The 15,728-nt window shown below is 64.8% G+C and carries 19 protein-coding genes, 1 tRNA gene and 1 pseudogene; 8 read left to right on the top strand and 13 right to left on the bottom strand.

What is annotated here, in order from left to right; genetic code table 11:
- Positions 1-22: 22 nt before the first annotated feature.
- Entirely contained in the window at positions 23-871 is an 849-nt protein-coding gene (locus ACODNG_RS00410) for a 5-formyltetrahydrofolate cyclo-ligase (protein WP_434521967.1), read from the bottom strand.
- Positions 872-981: 110 nt separating this feature from the next.
- Between ACODNG_RS00410 and ACODNG_RS00405 the strand changes: the two genes are divergently transcribed.
- Together ACODNG_RS00405 and engB are read left to right on the top strand one after the other, a co-directional pair.
- Complete coding sequence (locus tag ACODNG_RS00405; RefSeq protein ID WP_434521966.1) at positions 982-1,275, top strand: hypothetical protein; 294 nt, start codon at positions 982-984, stop codon at positions 1,273-1,275.
- A 141-nt stretch (positions 1,276-1,416) separates the two neighbouring features.
- Positions 1,417-2,037, top strand: a complete 621-nt coding sequence (gene engB, locus ACODNG_RS00400) for a GTP-binding protein EngB (RefSeq protein ID WP_434521965.1) — start codon at positions 1,417-1,419, stop codon at positions 2,035-2,037.
- A gap of 377 nt (positions 2,038-2,414) precedes the next feature.
- On the opposite strand, the gene ACODNG_RS00395 is transcribed toward engB, so the two are convergent.
- Both ACODNG_RS00395 and ACODNG_RS00390 read right to left on the bottom strand, forming a co-directional pair.
- Positions 2,415-3,461 carry a hypothetical protein gene (locus tag ACODNG_RS00395; protein WP_434521964.1) on the bottom strand — a complete coding sequence of 349 codons (1,047 nt, stop codon included), beginning with the start codon at positions 3,459-3,461 and terminating at the stop codon, positions 2,415-2,417.
- A gap of 77 nt (positions 3,462-3,538) precedes the next feature.
- A complete protein-coding gene (locus ACODNG_RS00390) occupies positions 3,539-4,246 on the bottom strand; it encodes a DUF1405 domain-containing protein (protein WP_434521963.1) in 708 nt (235 codons plus the stop codon).
- Between the two features lie 126 nt (positions 4,247-4,372).
- Here ACODNG_RS00390 and ACODNG_RS00385 point away from each other — a divergent pair, with 126 nt between their 5' ends.
- Positions 4,373-5,014, top strand: coding sequence for an FxsA family protein (locus tag ACODNG_RS00385; protein ID WP_434521962.1), 642 nt, complete (start codon positions 4,373-4,375; stop codon positions 5,012-5,014).
- A 103-nt stretch (positions 5,015-5,117) separates the two neighbouring features.
- A tRNA-Ile gene (locus ACODNG_RS00380) sits at positions 5,118-5,191 on the top strand.
- A gap of 156 nt (positions 5,192-5,347) precedes the next feature.
- On the opposite strand, the gene ACODNG_RS00375 is transcribed toward ACODNG_RS00380, so the two are convergent.
- The 7 genes from ACODNG_RS00375 to ACODNG_RS00345 form a co-directional block, all read right to left on the bottom strand.
- A complete protein-coding gene (locus ACODNG_RS00375; protein ID WP_434521961.1) occupies positions 5,348-5,797 on the bottom strand; it encodes a DUF6653 family protein in 450 nt (149 codons plus the stop codon).
- A 67-nt stretch (positions 5,798-5,864) separates the two neighbouring features.
- The gene (locus ACODNG_RS00370; protein WP_434521960.1) at positions 5,865-6,683 is read right to left on the bottom strand and encodes a hypothetical protein; all 819 of its coding nucleotides are present in this window, start codon (positions 6,681-6,683) and stop codon (positions 5,865-5,867) included.
- A gap of 44 nt (positions 6,684-6,727) precedes the next feature.
- Entirely contained in the window at positions 6,728-6,997 is a 270-nt protein-coding gene (locus ACODNG_RS00365; RefSeq protein WP_434521959.1) for a hypothetical protein, read from the bottom strand.
- Positions 6,998-7,160: 163 nt separating this feature from the next.
- Complete coding sequence (locus ACODNG_RS00360; RefSeq protein WP_434521958.1) at positions 7,161-7,862, bottom strand: hypothetical protein; 702 nt, start codon at positions 7,860-7,862, stop codon at positions 7,161-7,163.
- A 151-nt stretch (positions 7,863-8,013) separates the two neighbouring features.
- Positions 8,014-8,478, bottom strand: coding sequence for a hypothetical protein (locus ACODNG_RS00355; protein ID WP_434521957.1), 465 nt, complete (start codon positions 8,476-8,478; stop codon positions 8,014-8,016).
- A complete protein-coding gene (locus ACODNG_RS00350; protein WP_434521956.1) occupies positions 8,475-8,906 on the bottom strand; it encodes a hypothetical protein in 432 nt (143 codons plus the stop codon). Before ACODNG_RS00350 ends, ACODNG_RS00355 begins: the two co-directional genes overlap by 4 nt.
- 59 nt (positions 8,907-8,965) lie before the next feature.
- Entirely contained in the window at positions 8,966-9,223 is a 258-nt protein-coding gene (locus ACODNG_RS00345; RefSeq protein ID WP_434521955.1) for a winged helix-turn-helix domain-containing protein, read from the bottom strand.
- A gap of 644 nt (positions 9,224-9,867) precedes the next feature.
- Between ACODNG_RS00345 and ACODNG_RS00340 the strand changes: the two genes are divergently transcribed.
- The 4 genes from ACODNG_RS00340 to ACODNG_RS00325 all read left to right on the top strand — a co-directional run bounded on the left by ACODNG_RS00340 (position 9,868) and on the right by ACODNG_RS00325 (position 12,346).
- Positions 9,868-10,047, top strand: a complete 180-nt coding sequence (locus ACODNG_RS00340) for a hypothetical protein (protein WP_434521954.1) — start codon at positions 9,868-9,870, stop codon at positions 10,045-10,047.
- A gap of 135 nt (positions 10,048-10,182) precedes the next feature.
- A complete protein-coding gene (gene dhaK, locus ACODNG_RS00335) occupies positions 10,183-11,181 on the top strand; it encodes a dihydroxyacetone kinase subunit DhaK (RefSeq protein ID WP_434521953.1) in 999 nt (332 codons plus the stop codon).
- Positions 11,178-11,912, top strand: a complete 735-nt coding sequence (dhaL, locus tag ACODNG_RS00330; protein ID WP_434521952.1) for a dihydroxyacetone kinase subunit DhaL — start codon at positions 11,178-11,180, stop codon at positions 11,910-11,912. Before dhaK ends, dhaL begins: the two co-directional genes overlap by 4 nt.
- A complete protein-coding gene (locus tag ACODNG_RS00325; protein ID WP_434521951.1) occupies positions 11,912-12,346 on the top strand; it encodes a PTS-dependent dihydroxyacetone kinase phosphotransferase subunit DhaM in 435 nt (144 codons plus the stop codon). The genes dhaL and ACODNG_RS00325 overlap by 1 nt, the downstream gene beginning before the upstream one ends.
- A 65-nt stretch (positions 12,347-12,411) precedes the next feature.
- On the opposite strand, the pseudogene ptsP reads toward ACODNG_RS00325, so the two are convergent.
- The 3 genes and pseudogenes from ptsP to ACODNG_RS00310 all read right to left on the bottom strand — a co-directional run bounded on the left by ptsP (position 12,412) and on the right by ACODNG_RS00310 (position 15,726).
- Positions 12,412-14,131: pseudogene (gene ptsP, locus ACODNG_RS00320) on the bottom strand (phosphoenolpyruvate--protein phosphotransferase).
- Positions 14,128-14,448: an HPr family phosphocarrier protein gene (locus tag ACODNG_RS00315; protein WP_434521950.1), complete on the bottom strand. Its 321-nt coding sequence runs from the start codon at positions 14,446-14,448 to the stop codon at positions 14,128-14,130. The pseudogene ptsP and the gene ACODNG_RS00315 overlap by 4 nt, the downstream one beginning before the upstream one ends.
- Positions 14,449-14,523: 75 nt before the next feature.
- Positions 14,524-15,726, bottom strand: a complete 1,203-nt coding sequence (locus ACODNG_RS00310; protein ID WP_434521949.1) for a redox-regulated ATPase YchF — start codon at positions 15,724-15,726, stop codon at positions 14,524-14,526.
- Between the last annotated feature and the right edge of the window lie 2 nt (positions 15,727-15,728).

Below are 15,728 nucleotides of genomic sequence, written 5' to 3'. Positions count from 1 at the left end.
ACGCGTCGACGAACACGCGTCGTTACCGCCGTTCTGGCGCCCGATCCGCGAGGACGGGTATTTTCGACAGTCTCTCCGCGTCGAGCGCGTCCCAGTCGATGCCCTCGGGTCGTGCGTAGGGCGTGTCGGTCCGGATCGTTCGTTTCGGTGTCACGACGAGGTCGAGCGGCACGTCGTGCGCGTCGGGGTCGGGGAGGTCGGGGTCGGAGCGGTCGGCGCCGACCGCGGACTCCGGCCCGTCGAGGACGGAGAGTTCGTGGACGGTCGTCGCGACCGTCGTGTCCGCGTCGTCGGACTGCGTCCGGCTGTCACCGGGCGGAGCCCGGTTGCCCGAGGGACTCCGTCCCTCGCTGCTAGAGGCGCTTTGCGCCTCTCTGCCGACTGCGTCGATTTCGCGGAGGACCGCCCACTCTAAATCGCTGTACCCCTCGCCTTTCCCGATCCGGGCGCCGTCGGTCGTGACGCCGACGGAGCCGGCGACGATCAGGTCGACGTGAGAGACGTCCTCGGGTGCGGTGGGGGTCCCGTACTCGGAGATGCCGGAGACGGTCGTCGCGTCGTCGATCTCCTCGGGTGGGATCTCTGCGGGGTCGAGCCGGAGGAACGGGTTCGGGTCGCGGAGTCGCGGCTGCGCGACGTAGACGGTCTTGCCGTCGCGGAGCGCGGCACGACGGACCGGGAGCTGCGGCGCGTCGGGGTTGGCCTTCAGGGTCGCGGCCGCCTCCCACGTCGCGGTCGCCGCGAGCCGCTCCGCCGCGGCGTCGGCCCCGGCAAAGTTGGGGATCCGGTCGTGGGGCGGGAACGGGAACCGAGCCTGGTCTCCCTCGTCGAAGGCGTCCCACACGGTCTCGCGGACGGCCTGCTTGTCCATGCGTCGACCTGACCGGTCGCGGGCATCAACCTTCCGTCGCCGTGGAGATCAGATCGGATGTTAAACATATCAGAAGCAAATATTATGTGTGAGTGATGGTTTTTGTCCACATGGACACCGTTTCGGTGACTGAGGGAATCACGTACGGCTTCCGGATCATGATCTACTACGTCGCGGTGGTGGTCGTCGGCCAGGTCGTCGCCGCCGTCGGCGGCGGGATGGTGGCTGCGGCGACCGAAACCGGACTCAGACAGGGTCCGAACTGGGGGCTGGCGCTGTTCGGACTGCTCGTTGCCCTTCTGGGAGCCGTGGTCGTTCTCGCCGGCATCTTCGGGGCGACGTACAAGCTGATCGGCGACGCCGTCGCGAAGGGACGGACCATGAGTCCCGCCGCATCGGAGTGAACTCCGCGGAACTCGTCGCGTCGGCGTGAGTCCCGCAGAACTCGCCGCGTCGGCGTGAGTCCCGCAGAACTCGCCGCGTCGGCGTGAGACCGGCGCGGCCGCGACGCGCCTTTTAACCCGTTCAGGCGCGCACGGTCGGGTATGTTCGAAGACCGGCCGGACCGCGACGCCGAGGTCGTCCTCGTGGGGCGCTCGAACGTCGGCAAGTCCACGCTGATGCGCGAGCTGACGGGGCACGACTTCTCGACCGGCGGCAAGCCGGGCGTCACCCGGCAGCCGAACCACTTCGACTGGGCCAGCGAGAGCTTCATGTTCACGGACCTGCCCGGGTTCGGGTTCATGTCCGGCGTTGAGGACGAGCACCGCGAGCAGATCAAGACGAACATCGTGCGCTACCTGGAGGACAACGCCGACTCGATCCTCGCGGGCGTCGTCGTGATGGACGGCAAGGCCGCGGTGGACATCATCGACCGCCACGCCGAGCGCGGAAATATCCCCCACGACGTGGAGATGTTCGGGTTCTTAGAGGACGTGGGCGTGGAGCCGATCATCGCCGTCAACAAGACCGACAAGATAGACGACCTCGACGAGCGGCTCGACGAGATTTGTGACCGGCTCGGACTCTACCCGCCGTGGCAGCAGTGGTCCGACCGGGTGGCGCCCATCTGCGCGAAGCGCGGCGATATCGAAGCGCTGGAGGAGTGCCTCCGGACCCGCTTCCACGACCACAACCGCGACGACCTGCTGAAGTTCGTTTCTTAAGTAGTCGTTTGCGGCGGTGGGGTCGACGGTTCTGCGAATTCAGGCGTCTGTTTGTGAGTAATTGCGTTCGGATCGGCGGAGAACCCCTCCAAAGCCCCAGCCGGGAGGCCGTCGTACGCTCGCTGCGCTCCTCAGTCGTTCGCTCCGCTCACTCCTTGCGGTGCTTACGTCGCCTACGACGGCCTCCCGGCTGCCCCTTTGAGTCCCGCCCGGCACAACACCGCAGCCTCACACCTCCCCAGCCTCGTCGGCCTCCCTACGGTCGGCCGACTCCCTCGCGCGTGCGACTCGCGCCCTGTCGGGCGCTCGCCGGCACGCGCCACCGCGGATCCATTTATAAATCGTTGACCACGGCGATCGACCGACTCGGGGGCGTCTCAGAACTCGAAGCCGACCGCGTCGCGGTTCGGGCGGAGCGGACTCTTCGGGTAGGGCGGCTCGGCGTCGGGGTCGTTGTACCCCCGCGGCGCCACGTCGTTCGGCCCGTCCGGGTAACAGAGCGCGGCGAGCGTCTGGATCGCGGTACGGCCGCTCGCGAGTTCGAACTGCCCGCCGCCGTACAGCTCGATCCCGTTCCGGTCGCAGTAGGCGATCGTCTCGAACAGCGATTCGAGCGTGCCGAACCGAGACGGCTTGATGTTACACCACCCCGGCTCGACCGGGAGCGATTCGAGGCTCTCGACGCCGTCGATGGGGTAGTCGAAGGAGAGCCGGTCGGCCTGCGGCTCGACGAGCGCGCCCGTCGCGGGCGTGAACGCGGGGTCCTCCACGACCGCGGCCGGGAACGCCGCGAACACGTCGCGGTACAGCTCCGGGTCCGGCTCGACGTCGACGTCTGTCCCCTCGTACCACCCCTTCAGGTCAAGGATGCGCACCGCGTCAGTCTCCCGCAGCGTCTCGAACGCCTCCTCGGGCCACTCCGGCGTCGGGTCGAGCTTGAACTCCAACTCGGGGTTCCGGGCGAGCAGCTCCTCGACTCGCTGGGTCGACGGCGGGTCGCCGAGCCGCGTCGAGACGACGAAGCGGACCGGCTCCGGGTCGATCCCGAGCCGCTCGCCCAGCGACTCCTCGCGCTGGCGGAGCGCCAGATCGAGCGCGGCGCTCTCGACCGCCCACCGGCGGTAGTTGCGCGAGGTCTCGCTTTCGGGCGGGTTCCCGTGAAAGAGGTCAATCTCGGCGAGCCGGTCGGACAGCGCGTCGATCGTCCACTCCCCCTCGACGTCGATCGGGTCGGTCCCGGCGAGCGCGTCGTGGTCGGCAGTCTCGTAGGTCACGTCCTCGCCGCGCCCGACGACGCCGTCGCCCGAAAGGCGGAACTCCGTGGTCGTCCGCTCGAACCCGCTCGTCGTGTCGGCGGTGTGTCGCCGACGGGCGACCGACTCGATCGTCACCGATAGGTCCGCAATCTGCTCGTAGTGGCTCATGCTCTCGTCGAGGTCGCCCGGTCACTTAAATCGGTGAGCGCGGAGGGGTTTCGTGACCGACTCCGTCCGAGGCCCGACTACGACCGGGAGTCGGTCGCACGGCTCCGAAGCGTCGCGATCCGAGTGCCGAGGGTCCAGAACAGCGGGATCACGGTGAGCACGACCGCGCCCGCGGCCGCGACCTGGAGGACGGTCGTGGTGAACCACGGTTCGCCGTCGGCGTACGGCAGCGAGGTGTGGGTCACGTCGCCGATCACGGGAACGAAGTAGTCCATCAGCAGGTCGACGGTGTACCACGCGGTCGCGACCGCGACCGCGCGGAGTGGGAAGTCGGTGATGCGGTGGAGGACGAACGCCTGCACGACCATCGCGAGGTGACTCACGAGGAGGAACGCGTACAGCGCCGGTCCCGAGTTCGCGAGGAACTGGGGGTAGAAGACGACGAGGACGTACGGGGTCCACAACCCGAGCTTGACGTTGCCGAAGAAGGCGAGCGCCGCGAGCGTGTCGCTCGACCGCCCGAGCGCCCACGCGCCGAGCGCGAGCGCGATGAGCAGCGTCGCCCCCGGGCTGTCGGGGATGAATATCCACATCTCGGTCGGGAGCGCCTGGAACTGGAACCGGTAGTACCAGAAGCCGAAGGCGGTGCCGACGAGGTTGATCGCGACGATGACCCACGCGAACCGGAAGGCGACGTCCTCCAGCCGTTTCGGGAGCGGCGCGACCCACCGCGGGAGCGACTCGCGGTCCGGCGGGTCGCGGCCGAGCGCACCGACGATGTCCATACCACCGGCTCGGACCGGGCGGGCAAAGCCGTGGCGGTCGCGGCGGGCTCGACGCGACGGAAAAACTGTACCCGACACGCGGCCGCGACGAAAAGGGCTATGGGCGCCCGGCGGAAAGGCGGGGGTATGCGCCCGCGAACGCTGCTCGCGCTGCTACTCGTCGTCCCCCTCGTGGACGCGCTGTTCCTGATCGTGGTCGCGACGCGGCTCGGGTGGCCAGCGACGGTCGCGCTCGTCGTGTTGACGGCCGTCCTCGGGATGCTCCTCCTCCGCGCCGAGGGGCGCGCGACCCTCGCCCGCATCCAGCGCAAGGCGGCGCAGGGGAAGCCCCCGACCGACGAACTGCTCGACGGCGGCCTGCTCATCGCCGCGGGCGCGTTCCTGCTCACGCCGGGACTCGTCACCGACGCGGTCGGCTTCCTGCTCGCCCTCCCGCTCTCGCGGGTCCCGATCAGATTGGCCCTGAAGAAGTACGTCGTCATCCCGTACCTCGAACGCGAGACGGACGGCTTCCTCTCCGGAAACGTCTACATCGGCGGCTTTCCCAACGACGGCGAGGGCGGCTTCACGATGGGCGGCGGCGGGTTCCCCGGCGGCGGTCCCGGTGGCGCCTCCGGCGGCGGTCCCGACGGGTTCACCGGCGGCGACGGAGACGACGAGGACGGCGGCGCCGGGGGGAGCGCGAACCCCGGCGGCGCGGCGGCGGACGACGACGTGGTCGACGTGGATTTCACCGTCGAAGAGGAGGAGCAGAAGGGAACCGACTGACGGCGCGGGCCTCGCGAACGTCCGTGAAACCGCCACACGGCGGGCGGCTCCCGAAAGGAAACCCTTAAAATCCTACCCGCGCAACGACTGAATGCGCTCACCTGGGCCAATAGCTCAGTCAGGTTGAGCGCTCGGCTGATAACCGGGAGGTCCACGGTTCAAATCCGTGTTGGCCCACCTACAACGCGCACGGTCTTTGGCCGTGCGGGATTGGTGGGCTGGGACTCCCCAGCCACCCAATTTCCGTCTCTCCACACCCTTAGCGACAGCCGGCGTGTCTCGTCCGGGAGAAAGTTAGCTCCGGAGTCGCTACTGTTTCGCGATCGATTGCGTTCAGTCCTCCTGACGGACTGCGGCGTCGTACCGCCGAACCAGCGCGCCGACGTACCAGAACTTCAGCCCCATCGAAACCGCTCCGGCGAGGCCGGCCCGGAGGGGTCGCCGGCGGTACGCGGCGACGAACGCGTACACCGAGACGGGGACGTTGAGCAGATTGAGCCAGTTCGGATGCGTGAGATCGAAGACGCCCGCCTTCCGCTCGCGGGTCCACCAGCGTTCGGCCAGCACCACGCGGGTCATCCACGCGTCGTCGTTTTCCGGCGGGGAGAACAGGACCGGGTTCACCACGGTGAACAGGAGCGCGGAACCCGCGAGTCGCCACTTCCGGTGGTACACGGCGAAGAGGAGCGCCGGCAGCAGGACCGTGCGGCTCCACCCGCTCTTCGGATTGGAGTGTCGGCGCCAGAACCGCTCTTCGAAGTCGTCCGGGAGGGTAGGGGCCATGTTCGAACGTCGCTCCGAGCGATCAAATAGCTTCGTCCGAGTCAGAGGGCGTCGCGCATCTTAGATATCAGATAGTACATGTTTCTGCTTGACTAATAAAGTCCTCCGCGAACATCTCGTAGTATCGCTCCGAATCGCTTTGCCCGGATTGTGACTCAAGTTCAATCTGATTCTTCGTATCGGGCTGGACTCCCCGAGTCGGGTGAACAGTCGGGAGGTATGTGAAATCGGCATCCTCGACTTCTAAAGGACGAAGACCGGAGGGCGACTCACCAGATGCGACGGGTTTATCGAAGCCGCTACCCAGGTCCTCAACGTCGTAGACGCCTGTTAGGATTCGATAGACATCTTCTCCAAAGCCAATTACGTAGTTTGGATTCACGGTCGAGAGCTCCTGCGAGAGATATCCCTCGTGCTCGTCTCCGATCCCTGCGCACTGATGTTCAGCGGCCTCGTTGTTTTTAGGCAGCTCATTACACTTCTTAGCCTGTGTCCAGTAAGAGGGGAACTCAGACCCAACGCGCTCAAACAAGGGCTTAGTTAGGGGGAACCACTGTCCGGCGCCGTCAGGAACTTCCGCTATGTTGGGATTTCGAACGTCCGCAAAAGAACGTTCAGTGTGGTTTGTCGCATCCTCACTTTCTTCGCCGATACTCCCCGGACCGGGCTCGTGCCCGAGAAACACTACCTCAACGTCTGTGAGGTCACCGTCGCCGTACCAAGGACGGTGACCGTGTGAACTCTGGCGCGTGTCCGCATCGCCAGGGAAATCTGATCTGTTCGACCAGTGTGCCGGGCAGTCCTCGCACTGGTTCTTGCCGTTTTCAGGCGTCCAATTATCCCATAGCTGGTTACAAAATTCAAGTGTCGTCTCACTTGGTGCCATACGAAGTGGCGATGTCCTAACATAATGAATGTGTAGGCTTAATTTCAAGAAGGAGTCACACCAGAGACGAACTTCTCGCTCTGCTTGTCGTAGGCGTACCGCTCGGCGACCGCGTGGACGCCGCGCTCGGCGGTGGAGAGGGTCTTGTCGGGGTTCGGTGTCCACATATCGAGCAGTTCGATATCACGGTTGCCCCGGCTGTACTGGCGGAGGGTGTTGTCGATGTCGGTGGACTTGCCGATCTTGATGTCCATGATTTTGAGCCCGGAGTATTCGAGGTGAGAAATTCGAATCGCGTAGACCACTTCGCTCATAGACAGGTCTTGTGAGAGTGGTCTCTTGAGCGTTTCCCGAAGCTAGAATCTAATCAGATTCGGTATTGTGGTGGGTTCTTGCCCATAATCTTTCCATGACTAACTCACCAGTGTAGCCCTCGCCCGCGAGGTACACCCAACAAAGGTCAGAATAATGGCTTATTCAATTATCTGATCTATACCTTTTACCGAAAGAAGGATTTGACCGCTCAGCAAAGCGATCAACAACCTCTAAACCGATCTGGTAGCCAATATCTGACGAGGAGAAACAGACCAATATGGCAGCCATCACCAGCGAGGCACCATGATTAATCTGATTCTCATTCCAACTTGCCATCATTACTAGCATTTCTATGCTCTCGTTTTGGACATTGTGGCTTTGATATGAGAGAATATCTGTCACGACGATACGAAGGATAACTAAGAGGGAAAACAAGAGGACAAGAGCCGTCAACAGAATTCCAGCAATCTGAATGTTGATGTAGATCCCAGCGAGTATCGTTACAAAGCCACCCAGAAATGAAATAGCGAATTCCCCGTTGCGCAAACTCGCTTTCGATTCCTCACGTCTCTGGTCAATCAATCGTAGTAGGCCCCAACGGTCATAGCCCTCAAAATCAAATTTCTCTTTTCGAGCGTGTTCTTCAAGTAAAAACATAAGATCGTCTCGAAATTGATGTGCTCTATCGATCTCAACCACACGTTGAACAATCCGTTCAGCAAACTGATTTACTCTTATTTGCCTTCCAAGCCACGCTGGCAAACTTGAGATAGCACCTAAAACTCGAATAGTCACTACAATCACCACAAGAATCGGTATTGCGAGTACAGTAGCAATGTAGATCCGTAGCCTGTTCCGATCCATACGAATTGAGACTGGTGTCTATGGCTAAAAGAATCGTCGGCTGACATGAGTACATGGTTTTTCGATGTTCCCGGCAATAACTGATAGAGATGACTAGTTTGTCGATTAGGAATAATTGGGCACAAGCTGGCTGGGATATGATTTTCCTGAATCAGAGGGTGAAATGAGATCGATTTAGTATTTCTAAGACCAGTCCGAAGCTTAGAAATCCGAGCGCTACTCGGTAAAACCAGATTTTTATATCATCTTCCCGCCGTTTAATGTAATCATTAACCCACTTGTCAGTTAAAGTTAGAGGAGCTAAGTTTTCTCTATCTCTTTCGTCTCCAAAATCAGCCCAGACACCCCCGCCACCGAATCCACTTTCAGCCAGTATTAGATACTCAATTCCCTCTGGACGTTCATTGTCCGTGTGTTCTGATATTATTGATAATATGGTGTCGAATGATGGATTGTCGGGGTTGAGTTCACGCTGACCGACTCCCTGCTTCCAATCTTGTTTAACTTGACGGGCATCTTCAGGCGTCAAATAACCAGACATACTCAGTAAATTGTATGTGATTATTGTTGCCGGAGTAAGAGAGATCACCACAATAGAGATAACGTCACTATTCATAGAATGTCAGGTAGAAAGGCTGGAACAGCTTCAAATTCATCATTTAACCATCGCTCTCGATACTCCTCTGGATCTCGGACAGCAACGATATCGCTCTCTGTTGTCATAAGTACGACAGTCGAGAAAAGAACAAAAATAAGCAGCGTTCCAAATGTCGGCTCAAGAACGAAATGAACGACTGAAAAGAGTGCCAATGGGATCCACAATAGAACAGATGCCCCTGATAGACGTATTATAACCGGATCCATTGTTTCAATTTGACCGTGATCTACCGCTTTAGGGACAATTAGGTAGTCTGTTATCAGAACAGGGTCAGTACCACCAACCCAGCCGACGAACCAATGGCTTCCTTCATGAAGATAGCCTCCTACGAGTATCGCAATAAATACAGTGAGGATCCCTTCGGGCGTTGCTACCAGCTGTATCATACACACTAGCTATCGAGGGACGGGATTAAAATTGTCACCCTAAATACGGCTCACTAACTTCACAGTTTCTCAAGACTTTTACCGTCGATCTCACCATTGAGATACTGTTGGCCAAGTTCTGTTATCTGGTAATAGCCGCGCTTTGGCTTCTCCACGAGCCCATAGTCCATTAGATCAGAAAGTCTTCTACTCACGTGGGTCCGTGATTTGTCGATGTTCTCGGCGATCACTGCCGGCGTGAGCCGAAGTCTACCTTCGAGAGCTTCAAGGATGCGATCGTCAGTAGGCATCTGCATCCAGTCCGCCGGCTTTCGCATGGCCCACGTTCCTCAGAACAGTCGCATAGTCGTGTTGGTATGATACCGTGAAGCACCTATAGGTAGCATAAATGTAACTGATTGGTAGAAGATTTTAATACCCCCGAACCCACACCCTACGCTCACGAACCCACTCGGCCGTCGACGACGCGCCGTGCCTGAAAAGGATGCGGGCCGCGCTGCGCCAACAGCCGGCCCGTGTGGGGTTCCGTGCCGAGACACGAAACCCATGTACGCCGACACCACGCGGGGGCTTGACTCCCGTCTGAGACGCCGCATCGACATTGACTGACGAGTACCCGGCAGCGCTCGCGACGCTCGTCCGCGCCGACCGCGCGAGCCACGACGTGTAGTGATACAACAGACGATCACCATCATGCCAACACAGAAGCCTTCGTTTCGAAATACCTGAACGACCCCGACCACAGCAGTTTACACGGTGTTCCCCGTGGGGCGCGGTATGGATCCCTTCGACAACGGCGGTAGCTGTACGAACGGCCACTACTTCGCGTCGCCGAAGCAGGCCGGCGACGGGACGTACTACTGCCCGAAGTCGCAACGTCAAGAACGTCTCGCCGGGCACGGACGGTATCCAGAACGGCGGGCAGTGTCGGAAGGGCCACTACTTCGTCGAGCCGACGCAGTTGGGCCACGGCGCGTTCGCCTGCCCGGCGTGCGAGTCGACCGACCTCGAACCGAGCGACGAGGAGTTCGACGACGGCGGCGTCTGCGAGAACGGCCACGAGTTCCGCGTTCCCGACCGGAACGACGCCGGCGTGTTCCGCTGCCGGGAGTGCGGCTCCCTCGACCTCGAACCGAACTGACCGGCGGCGAGTGACGAGGGGGACCAGCGACGAGCGGGGAGCGGACGAGCGAGGGTGGGGACCGCCCGCGGGCAGGGGCGACGACCCCCGGCGCCACTACGTTTAACCGGTCCGGGCGAGTCACTTCGATCGGACATGAAGAAGCTGATCAACGACCCGGACGACGTCGTCGACGAGATGCTCGACGGGATGACAGCGGCGCATCCCGACCGCCTGCGGCGCCTGCCGGACACGCAGGTGCTCGTGCGCGACGACGGACCGGTTGACGGGAAGGTGGGGATCGTCACGGGCGGGGGTAGCGGCCACGAGCCGACTCACGCGGGGTACATCGGCGACGGCATGCTCGACGGGGCGGCCGCGGGCGACGTGTTCTCCTCGCCGACCGCCGACGAGTTCGAGGAGCTGATCGGCGCCTGCGACGCGGGCGACGGCGTCCTCGCGGTGATCAAGAACTACGAGGGCGACGTGATGAACTTCGAGACCGCGATCGAGCTCGCGGAGATGGAGGGCGTCGAGGTCGAGAGCGTCGTAGTGGACGACGACGTGGCCGTCGAGGACTCGCTGTACACCTCGGGCCGCCGCGGCGTCTGCGGGACGATCCTCGTCCACAAGGCCGCGGGCGCGAAGGCCGCGCAGGGCGCCGACCTCTCGGAGGTCAAGCGCGTCGCCGAGAAGGTGGTCGACAACGTCGGCACGATGGGCACCGCGCTCACCTCCTGTGTCACCCCCGAGAAGGGCGAACCCACCTTCGACCTGGGCGACGACGAGATCGAACTCGGCATCGGGATCCACGGCGAGCCGGGCACCGAGCGCACCGAGACGATGCCCGCCGACGCGGTCACCGAGGAGCTGACCGACGCGGTCCTCGACGACCTCGAACTCGACGAGGGCCAGGAGGTGCTCACGGTCGTCAACGGGATGGGCGCCACCCCGCAGATGGAGCTGTTCGTTCTCAATCGGCGGCTTCAGGAGCTGCTCGGCGAGCGCGGCCTCGAGACCTACGACGCGTGGGTCGGCGACTACATGACCTCGCTGGACATGGCCGGCGCGTCGATCACGGTGTGCGCGGTCGACGACGAACTGAAGGAGCTGTTCGACGCGCCGGCGGACACCCCGGCGCTGACGACGAAATGACCGATGACGGCGCGACCGTCGTCGCGGCGGTCGAAGCGGTCGCCGAGCGCATCGAGACGGAGCGCGACCACCTGACCCAACTGGACTCCGCCATCGGCGACGCCGACCACGGCGGGAACATGGCGCGCGGCTGGGCCGAGGCGGCCGACGCCGCGCGCGACCTCGACGACCCGGACGCCGAGACCGTCGCGAAGACGGTCGGCAAGACGCTGATGGCCGAGGTCGGCGGCGCGTCCGGCCCGCTGTTCGGCGGGTCGCTCGTGTTCGCGGCGGGCGAGCTCGACGAGGGGGTCACCCCCGAGACCGCGGTCACGTTCGCGGAGACGTACCTCGAGAAGGTCGAGGACAGAGGCGACGCGCGCGTCGGCGACCAGACGATGGTGGACGCGCTGACGCCCGCGGTCCACACGTTCAAGAAGTCGATCGAGGTCGACGAGCTCGACCCGATCGAGGCGCTCGCGAAGGCGGTCGACGCCGCCGAGCGCGGCGTCGCGTTCACCGTCCCGATCCGCGCGCGAAAGGGGCGGGCCTCCTACCTCGGCTGGCGCTCCGTCGGCCACCAGGATCCGGGCGCGACGAGCACGCTGATCATCCTCGAGGAGCTGCTCTCGGTCGCCGCCGAGCGGCTCGATGTCGAGGTGCCGGAGACCGACGCCGCCTCGCCGACGATCCCGGACGACGACCCGGAGGAGGCGAGCGACGACGCCGCCGCGGCCCCGGAGGACGACTGATGGTCGGGATCGTCGTCGTCTCGCACAGCGAGCGTGCCGCCGAGGGGATCGCGGAGGTCGCCGCCGAGATGGCCGGCGACACCCGCATCGAGCCGGTCGGCGGCGACGGGAAGGGCGGGATCGGCACCGTCCCGGACGCGATCGAGGACGCCATCGACGCCGCGGCCGGCGGGACGGACGAGGGAGACGCGACCGACGCAGAGGATGGAGGCGATGTGACCGAGTCCGACGGCGTCGTCATCCTCGTCGACCTCGGCAGCGCGGTGATGAACGCGGACGTCGCCGTCGAACTGAGCGACGCGGAGGCCGTGATCGCGGACGCGCCCGTCCTCGAAGGCGCGGTCAACGCGGCGGTCGCGGCCACGGACCCGTCGGCAACGGTCGAGTCCGTCCGCGAGCAGGCGGAGGCGGCCCGCGACATCGAGAAGCTGTAGGTCTGGGGCCGCTCCGCCGCCGGTTCCGGTCCCCTCCGCCGCCGGTCCCGGTCCTCTCCGTCGGTCTACTCCTTGCGGTCGTCGAGTCCCAGCACGTCCAGCACCTCGCCGCGCGTCTCGCAGGCGAGCGCGTCGGCCGCGAGCGCTCGGGCGTCGTCGGCGTCGACCTCGCGAATCCGCCGTTTCACGTCCGGGACCGTCACCGCGCTCATGCTGAGCTCGTCGAAGCCGAGTCCGACGAGCAGCTCCGTTAGCACCGGGTCCCCGGCCATCTCGCCGCACATCCCCACCCACGCGTCGCTCTCCTCGACGGCCGCGGTCGTGCGGTCGAGCGCGCGCAACACCGCCGGGTGGAGCGGGTCGTGGTAGTCGGCGACGGCGTCGTTGCCGCGGTCGGCCGCCATCACGTACTGGGCGAGGTCGTTCGTCCCGACGCTCAGGAAGTCGAGCCGGTCGGCGAGCGCGTCCGCGACGAACGCCGCCGCCGGCGTCTCGACCATCGCCCCCAGATCGGGGACCGCGTGGTCGACGCCCTCGTCGGCGAGGTCGGTCGCGACCGACTCGACGGCGTCGACCGCGCGATCGACCTCTTCGACCCGCGTGACCAGCGGGAACATCACGGCGAGGTCGTCGCCGTGTTCCGTCGCGGCCGCGCGGAGCAGCGCACGGAGCTGCGTCTCGAAGAGGTCCGCGTGCTCGTCGAGCGACAGCCGGAATCCCACGTCGTCCGAGGAACGGGTTCGGCTCGTCGGGGAGATTGAGGTACGGGACGGGCTTGTCTCCGCCGATGTCGAGCGTCCGCACGACGACGCGGTCCTCGGGGAACGCCGACAGCGCGGCCGCGACCGCCTCGTACTGCTCGTCCTCGGTCGGCGGCGTCTCGCGGTCGATGAAGAGGAACTCAGTCCGGAACAGCCCGATCCCGTCGGCGCCGCGCTCGGCGGCCGGGTCCAGCTCGGACTCTCCGCCGACGTTGGCCGCGACCTCGACCGACCGACCGTCGGCGGTCGCGACGCGGTCAGAGACCACTGCCGGTCCCGCCTCCCGGGCCGCGGCGCGGCGCTCCTCGTCGGGGTCGACGACGATCGTTCCGGCGTCGCCGTCGACGAGGACCGTCTCACCGTCGCCGATCGATTCGAGCGCCTCGCCGACGCCGACGACGGCTGGGATCGCGAGCGACCGCGCGATGATCGCGGCGTGCGAGGTTCGTCCCCCCTCGACCGTCGCGATCCCGGCGATCGCGTCGGGGTCGAGCGCGGCGGTGTCGCTCGGCGTGAGCCGCTCCGCCAGCAGGACCGTGCCGGCCGGAAGCGCGGCGAGGTCGGTGGCGGCCGGCCCGCCTCCGTCTGCGTCGAGGAGCGCGCGGAGCAGCCGGTCGCGGACGTCGCGCAGGTCGTCGGCGCGCTCGGCCATCCGACCTTCCATCCCCTCGAACTGCTCGACCGCCTCGCCGAACCGGTCCGCGACGGCGTGGTCCGCGGGCGTCCCGTCGCGGATAGCGGTCTCGACGTCCTCGATTATCGTCGGGTCGTCGAGGAACCCCTCGTGAGCCTCGAACACCTCGGCCTCCTCCTCGCCGACGCGCTCGGCCGTCCGGTCGCGGGCGTCGCGCAGGGCCGACCTGACCGCGTCCCGGGCCGTCTCGTACCGCTCCAGTTCGGCGTCGACATCGACCGACTCGGGGTCGGGGCGGTCGGGGAGCGTCAGGTCGGCGGCCGGTCGATACCAGCGCGCCGTCCCGACCCCCGAGCGCGGCGTGCTGCCGACGCCGTCGAGCGTCCTCACGAGGCGTCCTCCGCGTCGCCGCCGTCGGTCTTGGCCTCGCCGTCCGCTTCCTCGACCGGACTCGTGAGCAGGTCGCAGACCGCGTCCAGCGCCGCCTCGGCGTCGGGACCCTCGGCGACCACGCGGACCGACTCGCCGTGTTCGACGTTGAGTCCGCTCACGGAGAGCATGCTGTCGGCGCGGACGAGGTCGTCGTCGCCGTCGCCGTCGCGCCCGATAGACACGTCGGCGTCGAATCGGTTCGCCGTCTGTACCAGCTTCGAAGCGGGTCGCGCGTGGAGTCCGGCCTCGGGTTCGACCGTCACGGTCCGTTCCATGGTGTCGGGTTGGACCCCGACCGGTAATAGCTGATCGGAGTTCCCGGAGGCCGGGACCGGGGAGGTCCGGGCCGACTACGGCGCGGCCTGGTTCGTCGAGACCAGCTCGATCACGTCGCGGTGAGAGAGCTCGCGGTCGGTCCCGACCTGCCGGCCGCTCCGGCAGTCGGTGCCGTGGAGTAGCCCCTCGCCGATGTCGGAGTGGATGTGGAAAGCGAAGTCCTCGGTGGTCGACCCCTCGGGGAGGATGAAGCAGTCGCGGAACACCCCTTTCTCGTCTTTGCTCCCGTTCGCGGAGCCGGGGAAGACGGCGATACAGCCCAGCACGTCGAAGACGGCTGATTCGAGCGCCCCCTGGACCCCGGTGCCGTCGTACTCGTCGACGAACTCGCCGATCTGATCGAGTCCGGCCTTCTGCTCGCCGGAGACGTCGCCGACAACCTCGAACGCGTCGTCGCCGGGGGTGTAGTCGACGACGCCGGCGTCGTCGGCGTTCTTCAGCGCCTTCTCCGCGTGGGCGCTCGCGGGGACGAAGGAGAGGTGGTCGTACTCGGGGTCGGTCGTGATCTCCTCCCAGTTGGCCTGCGCCTCGGGCGTGTCCATCTTGTTGGCGGCGATCACCATCGGCTTCGTCCGCTTCCGGATCTCGCGGGCTAGCTCGACCTTGTCCGTCTTGTCCCACGTCTCGGGGTCGAGCTCCAGCCCCTGCGCGAGGATGGTCCGCTTCATCCGGTCTTTGTCCGTGCCGAACGCGGACATCTGCTCGGCGAGTTCCCGCTCGATGGCCGCGTCCGCGCCGTGGTACCGCGTCTCGAACTTCTCTAACCCCTTCTCTAACACGTCGAGGTACCACGCGTCCAGCTCCTCCTCCAAGAAGTCGATGTCCTCGCGCGGGTCGTGGCCCTCGGTCGCCTCGCCCTCAATGTCGGTCTTCCCCGAGAAGTCGACGACGTCGATCAACACGTCGGTCTCGTTGAGGTCGGTGAGGAACTGGTTGCCCAGCCCGCGCCCCTCGTGGGCGCCCGGGACGAGACCGGCCACGTCGACCAGCTTCACGGGGACGAACCGCGTGCCCTCGCGACAGACGCCGACGCTCGGCGTACACGTCTCGTCGAACTCGGGCGCGGCGCAGTCGACGCGGACGTACGCCTCGCCGACGGTCGGGTCGATAGTGGTGAACGGGTACGCGCCCTCCGGCACGTCGTTCATGGTCGCGGCGTTGAAGAACGTCGACTTCCCCACCGAGGGTTTGCCGACGAGTCCAATCCGGTAGCTCATTA

The organism is Halorubrum sp. AS12 (genome assembly GCF_051122765.1).
GTDB lineage: Archaea > Halobacteriota > Halobacteria > Halobacteriales > Haloferacaceae > Halorubrum > Halorubrum trapanicum.
This window is presented reverse-complemented; position numbering and strand designations above follow the sequence as displayed.